This is a genomic window from Alcanivorax sp. DP30 (genome assembly GCF_009882945.1).
Lineage (GTDB): Bacteria > Pseudomonadota > Gammaproteobacteria > Pseudomonadales > Alcanivoracaceae > Alcanivorax.
The window spans coordinates 75,253-98,196 of sequence record NZ_WTUY01000005.1 but is presented as its reverse complement, the minus strand read 5'-3'; the positions used below and the strand labels follow the sequence as shown (position 1 = coordinate 98,196).

Below are 22,944 nucleotides of genomic sequence, written 5' to 3'. Positions count from 1 at the left end.
TTTTTTCAATCCCCAACTCTCATAAAAAGGTACAAACCCACTGAAAATTCTGTTTTCTATTTTTCAAATTATCGCACTGCAACTGCCCACCCGTTTTTACTACCAAAGACCTGATTCCCGAGAAAAACCGGGATAAATCCCGTCAGTTCCTTGCAATCACGGTTTTCCTTTGCCACGGTAAAGCACATTAACCCGTAACAATGGACATGTTTCGGGCAAAAAATCTGACGAAAAACAGGCAATGAGAGGGGACCGCCATGACCATTCGATCATTCCCGGGTGCTATCGTCGCCGCAGTCATGATGACTGCGCTCGCCGCATGCAGCGACAACGACAGCAACACTGCCAGCCAGTCAGCCAGCGCAGAGACTGAAGGCCAGACCTGGCGCTATGCCCACGAGGAATACGAAGGTGATGTTCAAGATATCTTCGCCTACAAGTTCAAGGAATACATCGAAGAGAACTCGCCCAACACCTTGAAGATCCACCGCTTTGGCGAACTTGGCGAATCCGATGACATCATGGAGCTCACCCAGGCCGGCGTGCTTCAGTTTGTCAATCAATCCCCGGGTTTTACCGGCTCCCTGATCCCTGAAGCCCAGATTTTTTTCATCCCCTATCTGTTGCCGGTGGATGGCCAGGAAATCGTTACCTTCTTCAAGGACAGCAAGGCCATCAACGAGATGTTCCCCAAGCTGTATGAGGAACAGGGACTGGAACTGCTTGCCATGTACCCGGAAGGTGAAGTGGTGGTCACCGCTGACGAAAAAGTCACCTCTCCAGCGGAATTCAAGGGCAAGAACATTCGGGTAATGACCAACCCTTTACTCTCCGAAACCTACAGCGCGTTTGGCGCCACACCGACTCCCCTTCCCTGGGGCGAAGTGTACGGTGCCCTGCAGACCAATATTATCCAGGGTCAGGAGAATCCCATTTTCTGGATCCAGTCTGCCCGCCTGTATGAAGTCTCTCCCAACCTGATCTTCACCGGCCATAGTCAGTTCGTCACCGCCATGATGGCCAACCAGGATTTCTACAACGGTCTTTCTGACGAGAATAAAAAGCTTGTTCAGGATGCAACAAGCTATGCACGCCAATACATTTTCGACTATGTCCCTGGGCTGGGCGACAAGATGCTCACCAAAATCACCGAAGACAGTGACGACGTCACAGTCACCCGCCTGACAGAAGAACAGCGGCAGGCATTTCGTGAACGGGCCCCACAGGTGGAAGCCAAATTCATTGAAATGACCGGTGAGCGTGGTGAAGAACTGCTGCAACAGTTCAAATCGGATCTGGACGACGTCACCAGCTCCGAGACCGGAGAATAAACTGCCGGGCAAAACGGCAATGGGAGCCCTGCTCCCCACAAGCAAGACAATCCGTCACGAACCCCGAGCTCACCTCAGGGTTAGTGGCGGCATCAGCAGAGGCCGGTCAGGAGGATCGGATCCGGTCCTGTACCGGCTGAACGAAGGGAACGACCATGAGCGATGATGCGCCCCAGGACCACGACTCCAGCCTGCCCGGCTTTCTTGGCACCATAGATAACGGTATTGCCCGCATCGAAGCCGTCATCCTTGCCCTCGGCGTTCTGCTGATGGCCCTTAACACGGTCGCCAACGTCGTCGGCCGCTTTCTCTTCGGCGAGAGCCTGCATTTTTCCGAAGAAGTGAACCGAATACTGATTATTCTGATCACGTTCGCGGGTATCGGCTACGCGGCAAGACATGGGCGCCACATCCGTATGTCTGCACTCTATGATGTGTTCCCTGCCCAGGTGCGTCGGGTAATGATGGTTATCATCAGTTTCGTTACTTGCGCCGTGATGTTTTTTCTTTGCTGGTATTCAGTCAGCTACATCCACTCGGTTTACAGCACCGGGCGGGTACTACCGACCCTGGGCTTTCCTATCTACGTCATTTATTTGTGGGTGCCTGTCGGCCTGACAGTTACCGGCATTCAGTACCTGATGACTGGCATCAAGAACATTGTCTCCCGTGATGTCTATCTTTCTACTTCAGTGCTAGATGGCTACGAAGAACAAGAGAAGGAGGTCTGAACCATGGCGTGGATAATGTTCCTGGTCATGCTGGCGCTTTTGCTGTTCGGCTTCCCCATGAAAATCCCGCTGATTCTCGGCGCCATCGTCGGCTTTGTAATGATGTTCGACGGTTTCGACCGGATGGAATTCTTCATCCAGCAAATGCTTGCAGGGATTCGCCCCACCGCATTGATCGCGGTACCCATGTTCATCCTCGCGGCAGACATCATGACCCGTGGCCAGTCCGCCAACCGGCTGGTGAATATGGTGATGGCGTTCATCGGTCACATCAAAGGCGGGCTGGCGGTCAGTACCGCCGCCTCATGCACTCTTTTTGGTGCAGTCTCCGGCTCTACCCAGGCCACCGTTGTTGCGGTGGGTTCACCGCTGCGTCCACGCATGCTGCAATCCGGCTACAAGGATTCCTTTACCCTGGCGCTGATCATCAATGCCAGTGACATCGCTTTCCTGATCCCGCCCAGCATCGGCATGATCATCTACGGGGTCATTTCCGGCACCTCTATCGCTGAACTGTTCATTGCCGGCATCGGTCCCGGCCTTCTTATCCTGGTGATGTTTTCCATTTATTGCATCATCTATGCCTACCGCATGGATGTGCCGACGGAAGAAAAAGCCAGCTGGAGGGAGCGAATCACATCGGTCCGTGAAGCCCTCTGGCCCCTGGGTTTTCCGGTGATCATTGTCGGCGGGATTTACGGCGGGATTTTCAGTCCAACCGAGGCAGCCGCTGCCTGTGTGTTGTATGCCGTGATCCTGGAATTCATTGTCTTCCGCTCCCTCAAAGCCGCAGATATTTATGCCATCGCCAAGTCCACCGGCCTGATTACCGCCGTGGTCTTCATCCTGGTGGCTGTGGGGAATGGCTTTTCCTGGATCATCTCCTTTGCACAAATTCCACAAGCCGTTCTGGGCTCACTGGGCATCAACGAGGCAGGCCCCAACGGCGTATTACTGGCCATCGCTGTCGCTTTCTTTATTGCCTGCATGTTTGTGGATCCGATCGTCGTCATTCTGGTGCTGACGCCCATCTTTGCACCGGCAGTGGCCGCCACCGGACTGGATCCGGTACACGTAGGCATTCTGATTACCATGATGGTTGCCGTTGGGTCAGCAACGCCCCCGTTCGGCTGTGACATCTTTACCGCCATTGCCATTTTCAAACGTCCCTACTGGGAGGTCATCCGGGGCACGCCGCCCTTTGTGATCATGTTGCTGGCAGCCACACTGCTGGTGATTTTCTTTCCGCAGATTGCACTGTTCCTGCGGGATGTGTTCTTCCAATAAAAGGCTGCCACAAGCGCACGGAGGCTCGCATGTACAAGAAAATTCTGGTTCCAATCGACGGTTCCAAGCAGTCGCTGGTGGCCCTGGATCATGCAGCCCATCTGCAGAAAGATGACAGCGATGACTCCGAGATGATTCTCCTGTGCGTGTTCAAACATCACAGTCTCTTCGAGGCATCGCTTTCCATGGTCCGTCCTGAGGAAGTCGAGCTCCCCGACGATGCCCTGCGGGAGTACGCCACAACGGTTGCCGAGCATGCCAAGGAACTGGCCATCAAGGCCGGCGCCAGAAAAGTCCGCGCGTTCGTCAAGGGAGGCCGTCCGTCCCGAGCCATCGTCAGGTTTGCCAAAGAGAACGGTATCGACCTGATTGTCATGGGCGCCCGGGGCACCAGCAGTGATGTTGACGGTTATTTCCTGGGCAGCGTGTCGCAACGTGTCGCCAGCATGGCCACGTGCCCGGTACTGATTGTTTGAAACCAGAGGGAGAAAACGATGGACTGTAAACACACCCTGAAGCTACCTGCGGCGATACTCGCCGGCCTGGCCACTCTGCCCGCCCATGCGGCCCTGGAAGTCACCCCCTACGGCTCACTGCGCATCCAGACCGAAGCGGTTTCGGTGGACGAAGCGCAGCCCGGAGAAGATGACTCCTACACCGGTTTACGCGATGCCTATTCCCGCCTGGGTGTCACGGCGGCATACAACGATCTGGACTGGGTGGATATCAATGCCACGCTGGAGTTTCCGATCAACTCTGCCCTGATGCGCGCCGAAGACCCGACCTTCTTCCAACAAAGTTACAAGGGTAACAACAAGCCTCGCGTTGCCGATATCACCGCGACCACAGAGAATCTGGGTAGTCTGCGTGTGGGTACCCAGTGGCTGGCCTACTACAACACTGTGGCCTACCCGGTGGATTTCTTTAGTAGCTTCTATTCCGGCTACGCCACCCAGGCCAGCTTTCGTCGCGATGCGGTGACCTACACCACCCCCAGCATGGCTGGACTGACCGCTTCCGTGGCGGCGGTGGACCAAACCGATGAAGCCGGTACCAGCTACCTGGATACCATGCAGTATGCCCTTGGCTGGGCCGTAGGTGATCTGACTTTGGGGCTGGCCTATCAGGATACCGAGCAGGATTCCGCTGACAACGCGGATCAGGCCGGTGTTTCTGCGGCCTATGTACTGGGCGGCTGGCGCTTCGCCGCCAAGGTGGAACAACTGATCACCAACAACGACGCCGTTCAGGATGAAGATCCGGTCACTTACAACCTTTACGGTTCCTACAGCTGGAACAAGTACACGGTGAAAGCCATGTTCGCCAATGGCGAGGAGACGGATGAGCCAGCCGCCTTCTTTCAGGGCGACTCTTACCAGGTGGGGCTGGACTACCAGTACAGCGAAAACCTGAAACTGTTCGCCGATTACTTCTATGAGGAACTGGGTTACGCCATTTACACACCCACCTCCCGGAGCTTTAACCCGCTGGCGGGCTACCAGGTAGACAGTGACGGCCAGGCGATCTCGCTGGGCCTGCGTTATGACTTTTAAATAAGCCGCACCTGACCTCACACAACAACGCAGAGCAAGCGTGTTGCCCGCCTGATAACAAGGAAGCCGCGCCCAGCAGGGGCGCGGCTTCCTTGATTTTCGCAACTCGCTTCTCGTAACTCGAAACCTATTCCTCGCCCCCGCTCGGGTCTCTTGCGGGCAAGCTCCCACAACCTCAGGGTCTTAGCGACAGGCATCCTGCGCCTTTGCGGGTTGCGTGAAGCATGATGCCTGGAGAGTAAAAGAACCCCGCCGGCGCCGCAGAACTCACGCCATAGCTTAGGAGATCAGAGGAAGAAGTCGCCCTGCAGATTCCGGCGGGTCTTTCACTATAAGCAGGCAAAGGGCGGAGCCGAAACCCTTTCTTTAGAACCATTTGGAATCAAACCTTTCGCAGGCAAAGTTCCACAAAAATATCCTTTTTAATCAATGCAATAGCACCACAAAAGACTGAGCCTTAATGGCCAATCAGGCGCCTTGCCCAGGATACAAACGGATTGATTCACCCCTCCGCCTGATTTACTGTTGCCGCCGTATTATTCCTCTATAACCACCGCTGCCCCGGAGACCCCCATGGCCAAAAAGGCGACCCCCGCCCTGGAAACCGCGCTGGACAACCTGGAATCCCTGGTTGAACGGATGGAATCCGGCGAATTGACCCTGGAAGAGTCCCTGAAGGCCTTTGAGGAGGGTGTGCGACTGTCCCGCGACTGCCAGCAAGCCCTGCAGCAGGCGGAGCAGAAAGTCCGCATTCTACTGGAGCAGAACAGCGACGCTGAGCCAGAGCCCTTCACCGGCGGCAATGATGACCAGTAACTTCCCGGCACTGGATTCCCTGCGCAGTACCTGCATTTCCCGACTGGAAACCAGTCTGGATCGCTGGCTGCCCGCCAACAGCGCGGCCAACCGTCTCAGCCAGGCCATGCGCTATGCGGCCCTGGGCGGCGGCAAGCGGATCCGGCCATTGCTGGTCTATGGCGCCACCGATCTGGCGGGCGCCCCGCTGGTACGGGCCGACATCCCCGCCTCGGCGGTGGAACTGATCCACGCCTATTCGCTGGTCCATGATGATCTGCCCGCCATGGACGATGATGACCTGCGACGCGGCCAACCCACCTGCCACAAGGCTTTTGATGAAGCCACCGCCATACTGGCCGGCGACACACTGCATACCCGCGCCTTTGAACTGCTCGCCAGTGAAGGCCAGTACCGTGCCGATACCCGAATTGCCATGATCCGCCAACTGTCCCGGGCGTCTGGCGTGGATGGCATGGCCGCCGGGCAGATGCAGGACATGCAGGCCCAGGGGCAACAGCAGACCGTGGCCGCACTGGAAGAGATGCATTATCTGAAAACCGGGCGGCTGATTACCGTCAGCCTGCAGCTGGGTTATTTTGCCGCCGAAATCGACGAACCGGGGCTACTCGAGGATCTTACCCTCTTCGGCGATGCCATCGGGCTGGCTTTCCAGATTCAGGACGACATCCTGGATGTGACCATGGATACCGAACAACTTGGCAAACCCTCCGGCTCCGATGAAAAGCTCAGCAAAAGCACCTTCCCCTCCCTGCTGGGACTGGATGCCAGCCGCGAACGGGCACAGAAACTCTGTGCGCAGGCACAGCAGGCACTTTCCGGCTATGGCAGTCGCGCCGAGCCGCTGCAACAATTGGCGCAGTACATCATTGCTCGCAATCACTGACGACTCCCCCCAAGGGCCTGTATACTAGGGAACATTCGAGCAATGCCTCCACACCGAGGCCCCAGAGCCCTGCGCCCGGGCTCACTGATACAGCTTGTACCGACTCAGGCAATCCAACGTTATGCCCAAAACCTTTACGCAGATTCCACTGACGCGCCCTTCCACGCCGCTGCTGGACACCCTCACCAGCCCGGCTGAACTGCGACGTCTGCCCGCCAGCCAGCTTGAGCGGGTGGTCGATGAACTGCGCGAGTACCTGCTGTATGCCGTAGGGCAATCCGGTGGCCATTTCGGGGCCGGTCTGGGCGTGGTCGAACTGACCGTCGCGCTGCACTATCTCTACAACACCCCTGACGACCGTCTGGTGTGGGATGTTGGCCACCAGTGCTATCCGCACAAGATTCTCACCGGTCGCCAGGAAGCCTTGACCAGCATTCGTCAGCAACATGGCCTTTCCGGCTTCCCCAAGCGCAGCGAATCCGAATACGACACCTTTGGCGTGGGCCACTCCTCCACGTCAATCAGTGCTGCTCTCGGCATGGCCCTGGGGGCAGAGATGGCCGGCAGTGAGCGTCGCGCCGTGGCCATCATCGGCGATGGCGCCATGACCGCCGGCCAGGCCTTCGAAGCCATGAGCCACGCAGCCCACACCCGCTCCAACCTGCTGGTCATCCTGAACGACAACAACATGTCGATTTCCCACAACGTGGGAGGCTTGTCCAATTACTTCGCCAGGATCTGGGCCAGCAAGAGCTACATTGCCCTGCGCGAAGGCGGCAAGAAAGTACTCTCCACCATGCCGGCGGCCTGGGATTTTATCCGCCGCACGGAAGAGAGCATGAAGAACATGGTCAGCCCGGACATGCTGTTCGAGGCCATCGGCTTCAACTACATCGGTCCCATCGATGGCCATAACATCGATGAACTGGTCCGCACCCTGGGCAATATGCGCAGCCTGGAAGGCCCCCAGCTGCTGCACGTCTACACCACCAAAGGCAAGGGCTTTGCCCCGGCAGAGGCCGACCCGGTGGGCTATCACGCCATCAACAAGATCGAGCCCAAGGTCCAGGTGGCGGCACCCGCCAAACCCGCCGCCCCCAAATACCAGGATGTGTTCGGCCAATGGTTGTGCGACATGGCCGCCGAGGACCCGCGTCTGGTGGCCATTACCCCGGCCATGTGTGAAGGCTCCGGTATGGTGCCCTTCAGCGAGCAGTACCCGGCGCGCTTCCATGATGTGGCCATCTGTGAACAGCATGCCGTGACCCTGGCCGGTGGGCTGGCCTGTGAAGCACAGAAACCGGTGGTGGCGATCTACTCCACCTTTCTGCAGCGTGGCTACGACCAACTGATTCACGACGTGGCCCTGCAGGATCTGGACGTGACCTTTGCCCTGGACCGGGCAGGTTTGGTGGGAGAAGACGGCGCCACCCATGGCGGGGTGTTCGATCTCGCTTATCTGCGCACGGTTCCAAACATGATCGTCGCGGCGCCCTCGGATGAAAACGAGTGTCGCCAGTTGCTGACCAGCGCCTATCAGCACTCAGGCCCGGCAGCGGTCCGTTACCCCCGTGGCACCGGCCCCGGTGTCGAGATCCGGCAACCGCTGGAACCGCTCCCGGTTGGCAAGTCCCGCTTGCTGCAGGAAGGAACCCAGGTTGCCATCCTTGCCTTCGGCGCCCTCACCGGGGCCGCGCTCGAAGCCGGCAAGTCACTCAACGCCACGGTCATTGATATGCGCTGGGTCAAACCGCTGGACCGTGATGCGATTATCCGGGCCGCTGGCAGCCACAATCTGATTGTCACCGTTGAGGATCATCAGCTGATGGGCGGAGCCGGGTCTGCAGTGAACGAACTGCTGAATGAGGAAGGCGTGGTTATGGATGTCATGAATCTGGCCCTGCCGGATCATTTCATCCATCACGGCAAACGCGACACCTTGCTGGCCGAAGCCGGGCTCGACGCCACCAGTATTGAGCAGCGTATTCGCCAGCGCCTGAGCCGCCAGCCACTCCCCAAGGCACAGGAAAACTAGAACGTCTCAATCGTCCTTGCTCACCCCGCTATCGTGCACCAGACGCACTGGCGGGGGCGGCTCATAAAGGCGCCAGCTATCCCGCCCCCCTTGCTTGGCCTGATACAGGGCACGGTCAGCGGCATCCAGCAGTTGGAGGGCAGAACCACTTTCCGCCGGACGTGTCACCGCCACCCCCACGCTGATCGTCACCTCCCCAACGGCGGCATTCTGGACATGGGGCAAACCCAGTGCGCGCACTGAGCGGCAGAGCCGCGAAGCCAGCCTGACCGCTTCGGTTTCGTCCACCCCCGGGTAAAGCAACACAAACTCTTCCCCGCCAAAACGCGCCACCAGATCACCTCCACGGCGGCTATAGCGACGCAGCTCATCAGCCAGAGTCCGCAGGCATTCGTCCCCCTGCAAATGGCCGTAGTGGTCGTTATAGGCCTTGAAACGGTCCACATCCACCAGCATGACCGTCAGCGGCTGCTGCTCGCGCTGACAACGTCGCCATTCGCGATCCAGCGCCTCGTCAAAGAAACGGCGGTTGGCCAGTGAAGTAAGGCTGTCTTCTCGGCTCAGACGGTGCAACCGCTCAGCCAGCGCCTGAGTGCGATGCTGCTGACGCTGCAACTGGCGCTGGTTGAAGAACAGCAGGCGGCCACGCACCTCTTCTGTGTAGCAAAGAAACATCCCCAGCAGGCTAATGCCCGTGTAGGTACGGTGCGCCATCTGCCAGTCAATGCCACGCCCGAAACGCTCGGCAATTAGCCAGCCTAACAACCCGCCGCCCCAGCAAGCCAGCACGGCCACCGGGAAACGCAGCCCCACCATGGCGTAGACAATCACCAGCGCATAGATCACCGATACGTTCGCCAACTGGATGGAACCGGGCTCATCCAGAAAACCGGGTATAGCCATGGACAAGGCCACGGCAAGAAAACTGCCCAGCCCGGTGTAGATGGGGAAATAGCGGTCCAGAGCTCGAAACTGGGCCAGAATACCCGCCGCCAGCACAATGATACCGACCCAGATATACGCGCCCAGCCAAAGCCCACGCACGGCGTCCGGGGCCAGTGCATAAATACCACTGAGCAGCAACATGTAAAGAATGAGAATATAGAAGGCATTTACCCGGAAGCTGTCCACAGCCTCCAGGTTCTGATATTCACGATATTCAGCCTCCAGACGCCGGGGGAAACGCAACCAGCGTACACCCGGCACCACTACTCGCCTGGAGCGGGGATCAGTCTCCGCCATGGCAATTCCCTTGCACAAACCAAAATCGACGCCTGGGGCCTTTGGGTCACTCCTGACAGCCCCGTCGCCCCTCGGTCACACTTTGAGGTTAGTTTTATCCGTTGCTCTCATGCCAACACCAATCTCCGAACGGTAGTGACAGAACGATATCATGACATAGTGCAGGGAATTGCAAGGTGACACAGTCTTCATCAGTGGCCGGAAGCCGGCCACTGATAAAAGACAACAGCGGGAGGAAAAAGGGAACCGCGGGAGCGAGGAAAGCGGAATCAGCCAAACTGGGCCGGCAGGTAAAAGACCAGCAGCTGCATCACCACTGCCGCGTACACACCCGCCAGCAGGTCATCCACCATGATCCCCAGGCCGCCATCCACGCGGCGATCCAGCCAACCGATGGGCCAGGGCTTGATAATGTCGAAGAAACGGAAGGCCAGGAAGCCGGCCAACGCCCCCCAGGGGGTAACCGGCACGGCGATCATGGTCACCAGCAAACCGGCGATTTCATCCCAGACGATACCGGGATGATCGTGCACATTCATGTCATGGGAGGTCTTCCCGCACAGGTAGGGCCCCACCACGATAACCAGGGCAGTGGCCAGCAGATACCCCCACAGTGGCAACTGGGCACACAACCACCAGATCGGCATGGCTGCCAGGGTTCCGAAAGTGCCCGGCGCAATGGGCGCCAACCCGGAGCCAAAGCCAAAGGCCAGAAAATGCACCGGGTTCTTCATCTGCGGACGCTTCAGTTCCATGTTGCTCCTCGTAGGCGTTATCTTCTCGTTTTTCTATTTCCAGCGTGCAGGCATGATGCGTGAAGCGTGCAAGCGTTTCCTGCTCAAAAATGCTGCCAACCTTGCGCAGACAGCGACCGGGTTTCACCCGCCGTTGTCATCAACCGGATGCCGGGCTGCGGGACAATGGTGCCGATGGCATGACAGCCTTCAGGTAGAGGCTCGCCCTGTGGCAGGGTGAAGAGCAGCAGGTAATCATCCCCCCCCTGCAACTGCAAACGGCGCTGCTCGTCATGATCGCAATCGCCAAGAATAGCAGTATCCAGTGGCAAAGACGCCTCATCCAGCAACGCCCCCACACCACCGGACGCTTCCAGTACATGGTTCAGGTCCGCCAGCACCCCGTCCGACACATCAATACAGGCCGTGGCCCGATTACGCAGCAACACGCCCAACTCCAGCTGGGGACGGGGTCGTCGAAAATGATCAATGGCCGCCCCCTGCCGCAAACCTTGCTGCCACAGGTGCAACCCGTGCAGGCCTGCGCCTGTCACACCGCCAAGGCAGATGCTGTCGCCGACGCCGGCACCACTGCGCAATAACGCCTTGCCCAGGGGTACCGAACCGGTGGCCTGGATAGATACCGCCAAAGGCCCACGGGTGATATCCCCGCCTACCAGCGTAATGCCGGCACTATCCGCCAGCGCGAACATACCGCGGGAAAAATCAGCCAGCCAGGCTTCATCCACCGCTGGCAACGTCAGCGATAGCAGAAACCAGAGGGGCTCGGCGCCCATGGCAGCCAGATCGGAAAGATTCACGGCAAGGCAACGATAGCCCACATCGGCGGCAGCCATGTCAGCGGGAAAATGTCGCCCCTCCAGGCTGGTGTCCTGGGTCATCACCAGTTGCTGCCCAGCCGGCGGCGTGAGGATGGCCGCGTCATCGCCGGGACCAAGCGCAACGGTGTCGCCCTGCCCCGCAGGCTGCGGATCATGGTGAAAGTACCGCCGGATCAGGGAAAACTCATCCAGCTGTTTGTCTGGGGAGGAGGTCATGTTATCAGTCTAGTGTGGGCGGCCCGGCAATTACCAGATTCGCGGGGCAGGGGTCGGACGCAAAAAACTAAAAACCTGGAGAGTGATCAAGGCTTTTGGCGTCAGACGTCTGACACTTAACACTATATGCCGTCCGCACCGGTCACTAGTCGCGGGAAGGACGTTCCGACGCCTCTTCATAGCGCAGCTTGCGTGCCAGCTTGTCGAGAACCCCATTAACGTACTTGAAAGACTCTTCCGCACCAAACACCTTGGCCAGTTCGATGCCTTCATTGATCACGACGCGGTAGGGCACATCCAGACGTTCCTTCAGCTCAAACGCCCCCATCCGCAGGATGGCTTTCTCCACCTGGGACAGCTCTTCCACGCGGCGATCCAGGAACGGCGTCAGCAACTCGTCGAGCTCCTTCACGTTGCCAGGCACGCCATGCAGCAGGTCATGAAAGTATTCCCGGTCCGTCTTGGCAAAATCATTATTGGCCAGAAACTGGGCTTCGATATCGGTGACACTGGCACCGGCCAGCTGCCACTGATACAGCGCCTGCAGAGTAAAACGGCGTGCCTTGCGACGGGCAGCGGGTGTGGCTTGGCTCATAACAATCTCTTGATCAGTCAAAAGCGCCCTCTCCCGAAGGCGAGGGCGTAGCGTCAGACAACGGGCATCATAGTCCGGCCTGAATTACAGGGCCTTGAACAGGGATACCATTTCCAGCGCACACATGGCCGCTTCTGCGCCCTTGTTACCGGCCTTGGTGCCGGAGCGCTCGATGGCTTGCTCAATGGTGTCCACGGTCAGCACACCGAAGATCACCGGAACGCCGGTAGCGTTCTGTACACCGGCCAGGCCCTTGGCCGCTTCGCCGGCCACATATTCAAAGTGGGCAGTGCCACCACGGATGACCGCACCCAGAGTGATAACCGCATCGTAATTGCGCTTCTCGATAACCTTCTTCACTGCCACCGGCAATTCCCAGGCACCCGGGACCCGGATGATTTCGATGTCATCGCGGCTCACACCATGACGCACCAGCGCATCGACAGCGCCTTCCAGCAGGGCTTCCACCACAAAGCTGTTAAAGCGGGCAACGACGATACCGTAACGGCCGCCAACGTTGTTCAGGGTACCTTCAAGGGTCTTGATGTTTTGCATGTTTGCCTTCCTGTCAGTGCCGGTGGCTCACGGCGACCGACTCAGTGTTTAACTTGCGGCCGGACGTCGGAAGTCTGACGTCAGACGCTTTTGATTCTGCCGTCGGACGTCTGACCTCAGACGTCTGACCCCATATTAACTATCTGCTTCCACGTACTCAGTGATTTCCAGATCGAAACCACTCAGCGCATTGAACCGCATTGGTGAACTGAGCAGACGCATCTTGCGCACGCCCAGGGCTTTGAGGATCTGGGAGCCGGTACCAATATTGCGGTAGGCACGGGACTCGCCCTTGGGCTTGCGCACGCCACCACCAAAGAAGGTATCCAGCCGCTCTACCATGTCCTGGGAGTCATAATCCTGTCCCAGGATAATGACTACGCCGGCGTCAGCATCGGACACCTCTTCCAGTACCCGGTGCATGTTCCAGCCGGTACGACCATTCATCTTGGCGCTCATCAGATCGCGCAGCGGATCCACCTGGTGCACCCGCACGGTCACTTCCTTGTCTTCGCTGATCTCGCCTTTCACCAGCGCCACATGGGTCAGCCCGTCCACGGTGTCGCGGAACGCGACCAGACGGAAATCCCCGTACCAGGTATCCAGCTCGTTATCGGAAACCTGCTCGATGGTTTTTTCGTTCAGGGCACGGTACTGAATCAGGTCGGCAATGGTGCCGATCTTCAGATCATGCTCCTTGGCAAACACTTCCAGGTCTTCCCGGCGCGCCATGGAGCCATCTTCATTCATGACTTCGCAGATAACGCCGGCAGGCTCACAACCGGCCAGCTGGGCCAGGTCGCAGGAAGCTTCGGTATGACCGGCACGACGCAGTACGCCACCGGGCTCGGACATCAGCGGGAAGATATGGCCCGGCTGCACGATATCGTAGGCACGGGCATTGCGGGCCACTGCGGCCTGCACGGTGCGCGCACGGTCGGCGGCGGAAATCCCGGTGGTGACCCCTTCACGGGCCTCAATGGACACGGTGAACTTGGTGCCAAAACCGCTGCCGTTGCTCTGTACCATCAGCGGCAATTCCAGCAACTCACAGCGCTCACGGGACATGGGCATACAGATCAGGCCACGGCCATACTTGGCCATGAAGTTGATCGCCTCGGCAGTCACATGCTCCGCCGCCATCACCAGATCGCCCTCGTTCTCACGATCTTCGTCGTCCATCAGGATAACCATTTTGCCCTGACGGATATCTTCGATCAGTTCTTCAATACTGTTGAGCTGCATACAATTGCTGCCTTCAATTCATCTGCGGTCAATAACGCCACCGCCGCCGCAGATTCACTGCCAGTCGGCCTAGCGTCTGACGTCCGACGTCTGACGTCAGACGCCTTTTAGAAACCCGTTTTCCGCCAGGAACGCCATGGAAATACCCTGGGAAGTGGGCTCGGCGGCCTTCTCCCCCATCAGCAGGCGCTCCAGATAGCGGGCGATTATATCAACTTCCAGGTTCACTGGCGTCCCCACCTTCCACTGGCCGATGGTGGTGATGTCCTGGGTGTGCGGGATGATGTTCAGGGAGAACACCGCGCCCGACACGCTGTTCACCGTAAGGCTGATGCCATCCACGGTAATCGAGCCTTTGTGGGCGATGTATTTGGCAAGCTCCGCCGGCGCCTGGATATCAATGCGCACAGAGCGGGCATCCTGTTTCATCTCGACGATGCTGCCCAGCCCGTCCACATGGCCGCTGACAAGGTGTCCACCCAGCCGGGTGGTCGGGGTCAGTGCCTTCTCAAGGTTCACCTTGCTGCCCACGGCAATCTGCTGCAGAGACGTCAGCGACAGAGTCTCCCCGGACACATCCGCTTCGAAAGCCCCGCCCGGCAGGGCCGTAGCCGTCAGGCAGACGCCATTCACGGCAATCGAATCGCCCAGCTGCACATCGCTGAAATCCAGATCATCGCTCTTGACCAGCAGAGTCACATCGCCGCCTTTGGGAGTCATGGATGCCACTGTGCCCATGGCTTCAATAATGCCGGTAAACATGCATAAACCTCGTATTGTCTCACTGTAGAAGCGTCGTTTCGCGGCGCGATCAGACAGTTTCCCGTGTCGGGGCACGAGTTTCGAAAGGCAAAACCAGAAGATGGCACTGCCTGAAGGTTTTCGCTTTTTGAAACTCGTGACTCGCTTCTGGCCCTGGATATCGCGCCGCCAGCGACGCTCCTGCGGCAGGGGTTATCAGGCCGGAGTCAGCGTCAGGCGAAGATCACCGCCCACCATCCGCACATCCTGCCACTTCAGCGAGACCTTCTCGCTCATGCTGGCCAACTGCGGCAGGCCCAGCAATGGACGTGCGGAAGAGCCCAGCAGGGCCGGTGCCATATAGACGACCAGTTCATCGAACAGGCCTTCACGCACAAAGGCCCCGGCCAGTGTGGCGCCACATTCTACCAGCACTTCGTTGCATTCGCGCCGGTTCAATTCCTTGAGTAGCTGCAGCAGATCAATACCAGACCCGGAGGCCGGCAGGTGTATGACTTCGGCGCCGGCGGACTCGAGAGCATTCTGGCGACCATCATGTCGCTCTCCGGCGACCAGCAGGCAGTGCCCGGGGGCACTGACCACCGGTACGCTGGGTGGCGTGCGCAAGGTGCGGTCGAGAATCACCCGCAGTGGCTGGCGAACCCAGTCACTGCCTCCTGCCTCCGCCTGGTACTCACTGAGCAGCCACTGATCAGGGCGCACGGTATAGGAGGGCCGATCCGCCATCACCGTGCCAACGCCCGTAATCACCGCCGAGCTTCGCGCCCGCATCCGCTGCACATCTTCCCGGGCAGCGGGCCCGGTAATCCACTGGGACTCACCGCTGGCCATGGCGGTACGACCATCCACACTGGCTGCGATCTTGATGCGTATAAAGGGACGCTGACGAGTCATTCGGGAAATAAAACCGGGATTCAGCGCCCGCGCCTCGTCTTCCAGCAGCCCGGAGGCAGTTTCAATTCCCGCCTCTGCCAACCGCTTCAACCCCTGCCCAGCCACCTGGGGATTGGGGTCTTCCATGGCCGCCACAACACGGGCCACACCCGCATCCAGCAGGGCGTCAGCGCAAGGGCCGGTGCGGCCAGTATGGGAACAGGGTTCGAGGGTTACATAAGCGGTGGCGCCACGGGCGTTACCACCCGCTGCCGCCAGAGCATTGCGCTCTGCGTGGGGCTCACCAGCCCGGACATGGAAGCCCTCACCGACAATACGGCCATCGCGAACCAGCACACAACCCACCCTCGGGTTGGGGTCAGTGGTATAAAGAGCGCGGCGGGCCAACTGCAGGGCCCGCGCCATGGTCTGTCGGTCAAAGTCACTGAACATGGATATATTCTACTGGATCAGGCGTGGAGATGCCGCAAAAAAACCCGCTGTCAGTCCTCTTTGGGACTCCCCTTACTGCGCAGGCGATCCACTTCGGCGGAGAATTCAGAGATGTCCTGGAAACTGCGATACACGGAGGCAAATCGCACATAAGCCACATCATCCAGCTGCTGAAGCTCTTCCATAACGAATTCACCCAGCTCCCGGGCCGGCAGCTCGCGCTCACCGGTGGCGCGCAGGCGATGACAAACCCGACTGATCGCCGCCTCCAGGTCCTCCATGCTCACCGGGCGCTTCTCTAGCGCACGCAACATGCCAGCCCGCAGTTTTGCCTCATCAAAGGGCTGGCGAGTGCCATCCGATTTCACCAGCCGCGGCATCACCAGCTCGGCGGTCTCGAAGGTGGTAAAGCGCTCATTGCAGCTGAGGCACTCACGACGCCGGCGCACCTGCCCGCCATCGGCAACCAGACGGGAGTCGATGACCTTGGTGTCCTGAGCGGAGCAGAATGGGCAGTACATGGAAACCCCAATTGATAGTTGATAATTAATAATTGATAACGAAAACCCAAAAACCGATTAGCGACGTCTTTTTGAGGTTTTTATAATCGAGGTGAGCAGCTTCAACAACTCATCCACATCCTGCAGCACAGAGCTTCCTGCTCGCTTTTCGAAATAACCAGACTCGGTCAGCAAATCCAGCCAATACTCAGTTTCACTTGCTTCCTTCAGGGCAATGGACAGCTTATGAATAAAGTCTGCCCGACTCTCGGCCTGTTCAGCCTCTCGAACAAGAGCGCCAATAGCTGTACCACTTCGCAAGAGCTGCTTGCTAAGCACGTACTCTCGCTTTTGCTCCTGCAGATACTGACAGACTTTCACCACCCGCAAAGCAAAAGCGCGGGACTTTACCCGCACCACACTACCTTCAGCCATCCTTGGCCTCCAGTTATCAATTATCCATTGTCAATTTTCAATTACCGTTCGTACACCGGCAACCGAGCACAAATCTCCTTCACCTTGCCTTTCACACTCTCAATCACAGACTCATCGCCCATGTTGTCGAGAATGTCGCAGATCCAGCCGGCCAGTTCTTTGGCGTCGTTTTCATTGAAACCACGGCGGGTGATGGACGGGGAGCCGATGCGCAGGCCGGAAGTCACGAACGGGGAACGCGGGTCGTTGGGCACGGCGTTCTTGTTCACGGTGATGAAGGCACGGCCCAGGGCGGCGTCGGCATCTTTACCGGTGATGTCCTGCTTGATCAGGCTGAGCAGGAACAGGTGGTTTTCGGTGCCGTTGGAGACCACGTCAAAACCACGCTCGATGAACACGCTGGCCATGGCCTGGGCGTTCTTCACCACCTGCTGCTGGTAGCCCTTGAAGTCAGGCTGCATGGCTTCCTTGAAGCAGATCGCCTTGGCGGCAATCACGTGCTCCAGCGGGCCGCCCTGGCCACCGGGGAACACGGCAGAGTTGATCTTCTTCTGAATCTCATCGTTGGCCTTGCCCATGATCAGGCCGCCACGGGGGCCACCCAGAGTCTTGTGGGTGGTGGTGGTGGTGATGTCAGCAATGCCAACCGGGCTCGGGTACACGCCTGCGGCAACCAGACCGGCCACGTGGGCCATATCCACCAGCAGGATGGCGCCCACTTCGTCGGCGATATCACGGAAACGCTGCCAGTCCACCACCTGGGAGTAGGCAGAGAAACCCGCCACGATCATTTTCGGCTTGTGCTCACGGGCCAGGGTTTCTACCTGCTCGTAGTCAATCAGACCGGTCTCGTTGTCCAGACCGTACTGAATGGCGTTGTAGGTCTTGCCGGAGAAGTTCGGCTTGGCACCGTGGGTCAGGTGGCCACCCGCGTCCAGGCTCATGCCCAGCACGGTGTCGCCCGCCTGCAGCACGGCCATGTAGACCGCAGCGTTGGCCTGGGAACCGGAGTGCGGCTGCACGTTGGCCCAGTCAGCGCCAAACAGTTCACAAGCACGGTCGATCGCCAGCTGCTCCACCACGTCCACATTTTCACAGCCACCGTAGTAGCGCTTGCCCGGGTAGCCTTCGGCGTACTTGTTGGTCAGCACGGAGCCCTGGGCTTCCATGACCCTTGGCGAGGCATAGTTTTCAGAAGCAATCAGTTCGATGTGCTCTTCCTGACGGACTTCCTCGGCCTCGATGGCCGCCTGGATTTCCGGATCGAACTCGGCAATGGACATGGATTTCGGGAACATGGGCTAACCCTGCGCTGTATTTGGTGGATTCGAGGGCGCGTATTCTAACCAAAACCGGCGGCAAAGACACATGAAGAGCACTCATGAGAACCTGCCGGTCGTCTCATACCCTCAAACCTGGTCAATTCCGCCTTATCTGGTGCCGGATGGGGCCTGTGGCCTTTTACTCAGGGGCGCTTTCCGTTAGCTTAGGCGCCATTCCGCCGGGCCAGTGGCTGTACGATTTCGCCCTGCCCCGCACACTTAATGACACTGCGGTCGGAGTTTATGAGCCAGTACATCTTCACCATGGACAAGGTGGGCAAGGTCGTCCCGCCCAAGAAACACATCCTGAAAGACATTTCCCTGTCCTTCTTTCCCGGCGCCAAGATCGGTGTGCTGGGCCTGAATGGTTCCGGCAAGTCCACCCTGCTCAAGATCATGGCTGGCGTGGACAAGGATTACCTCGGTGAAGCACGGCCACAGCCGGGCATCAATATCGGCTACCTGCCCCAGGAGCCGGAGCTGGATCCGGAAAAGAACGTCCGTGAGATCGTGGAAGAGGCCCTCTCCGAGATCCTCGACGCCCAACAACGACTGGACGAAGTCTACGCCGCCTATGCAGAGGAAGACGCGGACTTCGACAAGCTGGCCGCCGAACAAGCCAAGCTGGAAGCCATCATCGAAACCAGCGATGCCCACAACCTGGAGCGGAAACTGGAAATCGCCGCCGACGCCCTGCGTCTGCCGCCCTGGGACGCCAGCGTCAAGAACCTCTCCGGGGGGGAGCGCCGCCGGGTGGCCCTGTGCCGCCTGATCATGAGCGCCCCGGACATGTTGCTGCTGGACGAACCCACCAACCACCTGGATGCGGAATCCGTGGCCTGGCTGGAGCGCTTCCTGCACGAATTCCCCGGCACCGTGGTGGCAGTGACCCACGACCGCTACTTCCTCGACAACTCCTGTGAGTGGATCCTGGAACTGGACCGCGGCGAAGGCATTCCCTGGAAGGGCAACTACTCTTCCTGGCTGGAGCAGAAAGAACAGCGCCTGGAACAGGAAGCCAAATCCGAGTCCGCCCACCGCAAAACGGTGGAAAAGGAACTGGAGTGGGTGCGCCAGAATCCCAAAGGCCGCCGCGCCAAGAACAAGGCCCGGGTGGCCGCGTTTGAGGAACTGGCCAGCCAGGAATTCCAGAAGCGCAACGAAACCCAGGAACTGTACATCCCGCCGGGTGAGCGTCTCGGTGAGCAGGTGTTCGAGCTCAATGGCGTGGCCAAGGAATTCGACCACAAGCTGCTCTACGAAGATCTGAGCTTCAAGGTGCCGCGCGGCGCCATCGTCGGCATCATCGGCCCCAACGGGGCCGGTAAGACCACCCTGTTCCGCATGCTGGCCGGCCAGGAAACCCCGGACCGTGGCGAGATCACCACCGGTGAAACCGTACAGATGGCATACGTGGACCAGAGCCGCGAAGACCTGGATGGCAAGAAAACCGTGTGGGAAGAAGTGTCCGACGGCAACGACATCCTGCGTATCGGTAATTACGAAGTCCCCAGTCGTGCTTACCTGGGCCGCTTCAACTTCAAGGGCGGCGACCAGCAAAAACGCGTGGGCGACCTGTCCGGTGGTGAACGCAACCGACTGCACCTGGCCAAGCTGCTCAAGCAAGGTGCCAATGTGCTGCTGCTGGATGAGCCTACCAACGATCTGGATGTGGAAACGTTGCGCGCCCTGGAAGAAGCACTACTGGCCTTCCCCGGCTGTGCCATTGTGATTTCGCATGATCGCTGGTTCCTGGATCGCGTCGCTACGCATATTCTTTCTTTTGAAGGAGATGCTAAAGTAGAGTGGTTTGAAGGCTCCTATACCGAGTATGAGGAGTTCAAGCGCAAGCAGCTGGGTGATGAAGCCCTGCAGCCCAAGCGTATGAAGTACAAACGGATCGACGTCTGACCCGTCGCGGCGCCCCGGCAATTGGAAGCCGGGGCATAGCGCGAGCCAGCATCCGGTGGAGTAGTCCGTTGCCAGTAGAAGGAAATACCCATGAGCGAACGGCGCCGGGTCAACCGCATCGAATTTGATGGCGAAGCGACCCTGATCTTCCAGCAGGACAGTCACCATGTGGAACTGCAGGATCTCTCTGTTCTGGGCGCTCGCGTCCATAGTGAAACGCCGCTTGCCCTGCCGGACTCCTCTCCGGTGTCACTGAACATCATCCTGGAAGATTCCGATATCACCCTGACCTTGCCAGGCCGGGTCAAACGCCAGGAAGGACAGGAGATCGGCATCATGTTCGAGAAACCCTCCGTGGACGACATGCAGCACCTGCGCCGACTGATCATGCTCAACGAAGGTGACGAGGGCGACGATAACCCGGCCAGTCTGTTGAGCCCGGAGCACTGATATCTTGGAACTGGATGGGCCCGCGTTTATCGCAAAACTGAAGCAGGGAGACCGAGTCGCTTTCGGGCAACTGGTCAAACACCATCATGGTTACCTGCTGGCTACTGCCCGTTCCCTGCTTTCACCCGCCGATGCCGAAGAAGCCGTTCAGGATGCCTGGATCTCCGCACACCGAGCCATCGGCAAGTTTGAAGGCCGCAGTCAGCTGCGCACCTGGCTGACACGCATCGTCATCAATCAGGCCCGCATGATGCTGCGCAAGCAAGGGCGCGAAATTCAGTTTGACCCCACTGAGGACAACGATGCTCTGGCCCACCGCTTTCGAGAAGGGGGCCACTGGCAGCAGGGACCGCAACAGTGGGATCTGGGCGGGCCTGACTCGCTGCTCACCCGGGATGAGCTGCGTCACTGCATGGCCAAATGTCTCGATGCCATGCCCGAAAATCAGCGCCTGGTACTGGAGCTCCGCGACATGCAAGGCATGGACTTCGACGCCATCTGTAACATGCTCGATATCAGCGCATCCAATGTTCGAGTGCTGCTGCACCGGGCTCGGGCCCGATTATTCGAGTTGGTGGATCATTTTCAGGAGACAGGCGAGTGCTGAAGTGCAAAGACGCAGTAGAAAGGGCCGACGCCCTCGTGGACGGCACGCCACTAAGCTGGCGTGAGCGTTTTGCCCTGCGCATGCACCTGTTGATGTGTCATCACTGTCGGCGCTATGTTCATCAGTTGCGCGCACTGGTGACCTCGCTGCGTCGCCCTCCGCCGGAGGCGGTCAGCCAGGAGAAAGTCGACGCTGTCCTCGACGAACTGGACAAGACTCCCTGATTCACACGACTTTCACAGTCGCTGACCGCTACTACCCGCCAGTGCACTTTTTATCATTTCGGCCCAATGCCCGGCGCTCTACTCTGACCCATCAGATCGTTAAGTGGGCCGCCAGCGCTCACAGCATGATGACAAACTATCCTTCTCCCCCGGAGACGCTCAATGCGTAACGATGTACAGGATTATTACGGCAAGCAGCTGCAATCCAGCGACGACCTGCAAACCAACGCTTGCTGTGACCAAGAACCACCAGACCATCTCAAGCCTCTGCTGGCACAGCTGCACGACGAGGTGGTCACTCGCTATTATGGCTGCGGCCTGGTGTCCCCGGAACATCTCGACGGCATGCGCATCCTGGATCTTGGTAGCGGTTCGGGCCGTGATGTCTATCTCTTGTCTGCACTGGTGGGTGAGCACGGTGAAGTGGTCGGCGTCGACATGACGGACGAACAACTGGAGGTGGCTCGCCGCCACCAGGATTACCATCGTGAGCAATTTGGCCACAGCACAAGCAATGTGCGCTTTCTCAAGGGGTATATCGAAGAGCTCGACACGCTGGACCTACAGGACGGCTACTTCGATATCATCATTTCCAACTGCGTCATCAACCTGAGCACCGACAAGGCCAAAGTGCTTGCCGATGTGAAGCGGCTTCTCAAGCCCGGCGGTGAGTTTTATTTCTCCGATGTCTACGCCGACCGCCGGGTACCTTCAGCCCTGGTCAACGACCCGGTGCTTTATGGGGAATGCCTGTCCGGCGCCCTGTACTGGAACGATTTCATCAACCTTGGAAAACGCAGTGGCTTTGCCGACCCCCGCCTGGTGGAATCCCGCCGCCTGACCATCGAAAATCCTGCCATTGAGAAGAAACTCGGCAACATCCGTTTTTACTCGGCCACTTACCGGTTGTTCAATATCGATGAATTGGAGCCCGCCTGCGAAGACTACGGGCAGGCGGTCATCTACAAAGGCACGCTGGAAAACTGTCCCCATGCCTTCAAGCTGGATGACCACCACATCATCGAAACCGGCAAGGTATTCCCGGTGTGCGGCAACACCTGGCTAATGCTGGAAAAAAGCCGCTTCGCCGGGCACTTCGAGTTTATCGGCAACTTCGACACGCATTACGGCATTTTTGAAGATTGCGGATTGAACGTTCCGTTCGTAGATAATGAAGACGCTGGCGCAGCCAGCTGCTGCTAGCGCTGTAGTAGACTGCCTGCAGGCGATACACAAAGCAGCGAGAAGCGAGTAACAAGTTTCGACAATCAACAGCATGATCCCCCTTCCAGGGTTTGCCTTTCGAAACTCGTTACTCGTACCTCGCGACTCAAACGCC

24 protein-coding genes are annotated in these 22,944 nt (G+C 58.6%); 13 read left to right on the top strand and 11 right to left on the bottom strand.

What is annotated here, in order from left to right; genetic code table 11:
• Window positions 1-257 precede the first annotated feature (257 nt).
• From dctP to dxs, 8 genes are all read left to right on the top strand, one after another.
• Window positions 258-1,331, top strand: a complete 1,074-nt coding sequence (gene dctP, locus GQF00_RS11350; protein WP_237440496.1) for a TRAP transporter substrate-binding protein DctP — start codon at window positions 258-260, stop codon at window positions 1,329-1,331.
• 155 nt (window positions 1,332-1,486) lie between these two features.
• On the top strand, window positions 1,487-2,062 hold the full coding sequence (locus tag GQF00_RS11345; protein WP_161319289.1) for a TRAP transporter small permease: 576 nt from the start codon (window positions 1,487-1,489) through the stop codon (window positions 2,060-2,062).
• 3 nt (window positions 2,063-2,065) lie between these two features.
• Window positions 2,066-3,349: a TRAP transporter large permease gene (locus tag GQF00_RS11340; protein WP_161319288.1), complete on the top strand. Its 1,284-nt coding sequence runs from the start codon at window positions 2,066-2,068 to the stop codon at window positions 3,347-3,349.
• Window positions 3,350-3,378: 29 nt separating this feature from the next.
• Window positions 3,379-3,825 carry a universal stress protein gene (locus GQF00_RS11335; protein WP_161319287.1) on the top strand — a complete coding sequence of 149 codons (447 nt, stop codon included), beginning with the start codon at window positions 3,379-3,381 and terminating at the stop codon, window positions 3,823-3,825.
• An 18-nt stretch (window positions 3,826-3,843) separates the two neighbouring features.
• Entirely contained in the window at window positions 3,844-4,902 is a 1,059-nt protein-coding gene (locus tag GQF00_RS11330) for a porin (protein ID WP_161319286.1), read from the top strand.
• A 573-nt stretch (window positions 4,903-5,475) separates the two neighbouring features.
• Window positions 5,476-5,718 carry an exodeoxyribonuclease VII small subunit gene (xseB, locus tag GQF00_RS11325; RefSeq protein WP_161319285.1) on the top strand — a complete coding sequence of 81 codons (243 nt, stop codon included), beginning with the start codon at window positions 5,476-5,478 and terminating at the stop codon, window positions 5,716-5,718.
• Entirely contained in the window at window positions 5,708-6,604 is an 897-nt protein-coding gene (locus GQF00_RS11320; RefSeq protein WP_161319284.1) for a farnesyl diphosphate synthase, read from the top strand. The genes xseB and GQF00_RS11320 overlap by 11 nt, the downstream gene beginning before the upstream one ends.
• A gap of 121 nt (window positions 6,605-6,725) precedes the next feature.
• Window positions 6,726-8,639: a 1-deoxy-D-xylulose-5-phosphate synthase gene (gene dxs, locus GQF00_RS11315; protein WP_161319283.1), complete on the top strand. Its 1,914-nt coding sequence runs from the start codon at window positions 6,726-6,728 to the stop codon at window positions 8,637-8,639.
• 6 nt (window positions 8,640-8,645) lie between these two features.
• Here dxs and GQF00_RS11310 read toward each other — a convergent pair whose 3' ends face one another.
• The 11 genes from GQF00_RS11310 to glyA form a co-directional block, all read right to left on the bottom strand.
• Complete coding sequence (locus tag GQF00_RS11310; RefSeq protein ID WP_161319282.1) at window positions 8,646-9,881, bottom strand: diguanylate cyclase; 1,236 nt, start codon at window positions 9,879-9,881, stop codon at window positions 8,646-8,648.
• A gap of 269 nt (window positions 9,882-10,150) precedes the next feature.
• Window positions 10,151-10,636, bottom strand: coding sequence for a phosphatidylglycerophosphatase A (locus GQF00_RS11305; protein WP_161319281.1), 486 nt, complete (start codon window positions 10,634-10,636; stop codon window positions 10,151-10,153).
• Between the two features lie 83 nt (window positions 10,637-10,719).
• The gene (thiL, locus tag GQF00_RS11300) at window positions 10,720-11,673 is read right to left on the bottom strand and encodes a thiamine-phosphate kinase (RefSeq protein WP_161319280.1); all 954 of its coding nucleotides are present in this window, start codon (window positions 11,671-11,673) and stop codon (window positions 10,720-10,722) included.
• Window positions 11,674-11,818: 145 nt separating this feature from the next.
• Window positions 11,819-12,268 (bottom strand): transcription antitermination factor NusB, encoded by a 450-nt coding sequence (gene nusB, locus GQF00_RS11295; RefSeq protein ID WP_161319279.1) that lies wholly within the window; start codon window positions 12,266-12,268, stop codon window positions 11,819-11,821.
• A gap of 84 nt (window positions 12,269-12,352) precedes the next feature.
• Entirely contained in the window at window positions 12,353-12,823 is a 471-nt protein-coding gene (gene ribE / locus GQF00_RS11290; RefSeq protein WP_161319278.1) for a 6,7-dimethyl-8-ribityllumazine synthase, read from the bottom strand.
• 135 nt (window positions 12,824-12,958) lie between these two features.
• A complete protein-coding gene (gene ribBA / locus GQF00_RS11285; protein WP_161319277.1) occupies window positions 12,959-14,068 on the bottom strand; it encodes a bifunctional 3,4-dihydroxy-2-butanone-4-phosphate synthase/GTP cyclohydrolase II in 1,110 nt (369 codons plus the stop codon).
• Between the two features lie 96 nt (window positions 14,069-14,164).
• Window positions 14,165-14,830 carry a riboflavin synthase gene (locus GQF00_RS11280; protein WP_161319276.1) on the bottom strand — a complete coding sequence of 222 codons (666 nt, stop codon included), beginning with the start codon at window positions 14,828-14,830 and terminating at the stop codon, window positions 14,165-14,167.
• Between the two features lie 195 nt (window positions 14,831-15,025).
• Window positions 15,026-16,156 (bottom strand): bifunctional diaminohydroxyphosphoribosylaminopyrimidine deaminase/5-amino-6-(5-phosphoribosylamino)uracil reductase RibD, encoded by a 1,131-nt coding sequence (gene ribD, locus GQF00_RS11275; protein ID WP_161319275.1) that lies wholly within the window; start codon window positions 16,154-16,156, stop codon window positions 15,026-15,028.
• Between the two features lie 50 nt (window positions 16,157-16,206).
• A complete protein-coding gene (gene nrdR / locus GQF00_RS11270; protein ID WP_161319274.1) occupies window positions 16,207-16,677 on the bottom strand; it encodes a transcriptional regulator NrdR in 471 nt (156 codons plus the stop codon).
• A 57-nt stretch (window positions 16,678-16,734) separates the two neighbouring features.
• A complete protein-coding gene (locus GQF00_RS11265) occupies window positions 16,735-17,091 on the bottom strand; it encodes a four helix bundle protein (protein WP_161319273.1) in 357 nt (118 codons plus the stop codon).
• 41 nt (window positions 17,092-17,132) lie between these two features.
• A complete protein-coding gene (glyA, locus tag GQF00_RS11260; RefSeq protein WP_161319272.1) occupies window positions 17,133-18,389 on the bottom strand; it encodes a serine hydroxymethyltransferase in 1,257 nt (418 codons plus the stop codon).
• A gap of 267 nt (window positions 18,390-18,656) precedes the next feature.
• On the opposite strand from glyA, the gene ettA reads away from it, so the two are divergent.
• The 5 genes from ettA (at window position 18,657) to GQF00_RS11235 (ending at window position 22,808) form a co-directional block, all read left to right on the top strand.
• Window positions 18,657-20,324 (top strand): energy-dependent translational throttle protein EttA, encoded by a 1,668-nt coding sequence (ettA, locus tag GQF00_RS11255; protein ID WP_161319271.1) that lies wholly within the window; start codon window positions 18,657-18,659, stop codon window positions 20,322-20,324.
• 90 nt (window positions 20,325-20,414) lie between these two features.
• Window positions 20,415-20,774, top strand: coding sequence for a PilZ domain-containing protein (locus GQF00_RS11250; protein WP_161319270.1), 360 nt, complete (start codon window positions 20,415-20,417; stop codon window positions 20,772-20,774).
• A gap of 4 nt (window positions 20,775-20,778) precedes the next feature.
• Window positions 20,779-21,381, top strand: a complete 603-nt coding sequence (locus GQF00_RS11245; protein WP_161319269.1) for an RNA polymerase sigma factor — start codon at window positions 20,779-20,781, stop codon at window positions 21,379-21,381.
• Window positions 21,375-21,605, top strand: a complete 231-nt coding sequence (locus GQF00_RS11240; RefSeq protein ID WP_161319268.1) for a zf-HC2 domain-containing protein — start codon at window positions 21,375-21,377, stop codon at window positions 21,603-21,605. The genes GQF00_RS11245 and GQF00_RS11240 overlap by 7 nt, the downstream gene beginning before the upstream one ends.
• Window positions 21,606-21,767: 162 nt before the next feature.
• On the top strand, window positions 21,768-22,808 hold the full coding sequence (locus GQF00_RS11235; protein WP_161319267.1) for a methyltransferase domain-containing protein: 1,041 nt from the start codon (window positions 21,768-21,770) through the stop codon (window positions 22,806-22,808).
• Window positions 22,809-22,944 lie beyond the last annotated feature (136 nt).

Coding starts and splice junctions, on each gene's coding strand:
- dctP (WP_237440496.1), top strand. CDS start 258: ATGACCATTCGATCATTCCCGGGTGCTATCGTCGCCGCAGTCATGATG.
- GQF00_RS11345 (WP_161319289.1), top strand. CDS start 1,487: ATGAGCGATGATGCGCCCCAGGACCACGACTCCAGCCTGCCCGGCTTT.
- GQF00_RS11340 (WP_161319288.1), top strand. CDS start 2,066: ATGGCGTGGATAATGTTCCTGGTCATGCTGGCGCTTTTGCTGTTCGGC.
- GQF00_RS11335 (WP_161319287.1), top strand. CDS start 3,379: ATGTACAAGAAAATTCTGGTTCCAATCGACGGTTCCAAGCAGTCGCTG.
- GQF00_RS11330 (WP_161319286.1), top strand. CDS start 3,844: ATGGACTGTAAACACACCCTGAAGCTACCTGCGGCGATACTCGCCGGC.
- xseB (WP_161319285.1), top strand. CDS start 5,476: ATGGCCAAAAAGGCGACCCCCGCCCTGGAAACCGCGCTGGACAACCTG.
- GQF00_RS11320 (WP_161319284.1), top strand. CDS start 5,708: ATGACCAGTAACTTCCCGGCACTGGATTCCCTGCGCAGTACCTGCATT.
- dxs (WP_161319283.1), top strand. CDS start 6,726: ATGCCCAAAACCTTTACGCAGATTCCACTGACGCGCCCTTCCACGCCG.
- GQF00_RS11310 (WP_161319282.1), bottom strand. CDS start 9,881: ATGGCGGAGACTGATCCCCGCTCCAGGCGAGTAGTGGTGCCGGGTGTA.
- GQF00_RS11305 (WP_161319281.1), bottom strand. CDS start 10,636: ATGGAACTGAAGCGTCCGCAGATGAAGAACCCGGTGCATTTTCTGGCC.
- thiL (WP_161319280.1), bottom strand. CDS start 11,673: ATGACCTCCTCCCCAGACAAACAGCTGGATGAGTTTTCCCTGATCCGG.
- nusB (WP_161319279.1), bottom strand. CDS start 12,268: ATGAGCCAAGCCACACCCGCTGCCCGTCGCAAGGCACGCCGTTTTACT.
- ribE (WP_161319278.1), bottom strand. CDS start 12,823: ATGCAAAACATCAAGACCCTTGAAGGTACCCTGAACAACGTTGGCGGC.
- ribBA (WP_161319277.1), bottom strand. CDS start 14,068: ATGCAGCTCAACAGTATTGAAGAACTGATCGAAGATATCCGTCAGGGC.
- GQF00_RS11280 (WP_161319276.1), bottom strand. CDS start 14,830: ATGTTTACCGGCATTATTGAAGCCATGGGCACAGTGGCATCCATGACT.
- ribD (WP_161319275.1), bottom strand. CDS start 16,156: ATGTTCAGTGACTTTGACCGACAGACCATGGCGCGGGCCCTGCAGTTG.
- nrdR (WP_161319274.1), bottom strand. CDS start 16,677: ATGTACTGCCCATTCTGCTCCGCTCAGGACACCAAGGTCATCGACTCC.
- GQF00_RS11265 (WP_161319273.1), bottom strand. CDS start 17,091: ATGGCTGAAGGTAGTGTGGTGCGGGTAAAGTCCCGCGCTTTTGCTTTG.
- glyA (WP_161319272.1), bottom strand. CDS start 18,389: ATGTTCCCGAAATCCATGTCCATTGCCGAGTTCGATCCGGAAATCCAG.
- ettA (WP_161319271.1), top strand. CDS start 18,657: ATGAGCCAGTACATCTTCACCATGGACAAGGTGGGCAAGGTCGTCCCG.
- GQF00_RS11250 (WP_161319270.1), top strand. CDS start 20,415: ATGAGCGAACGGCGCCGGGTCAACCGCATCGAATTTGATGGCGAAGCG.
- GQF00_RS11235 (WP_161319267.1), top strand. CDS start 21,768: ATGCGTAACGATGTACAGGATTATTACGGCAAGCAGCTGCAATCCAGC.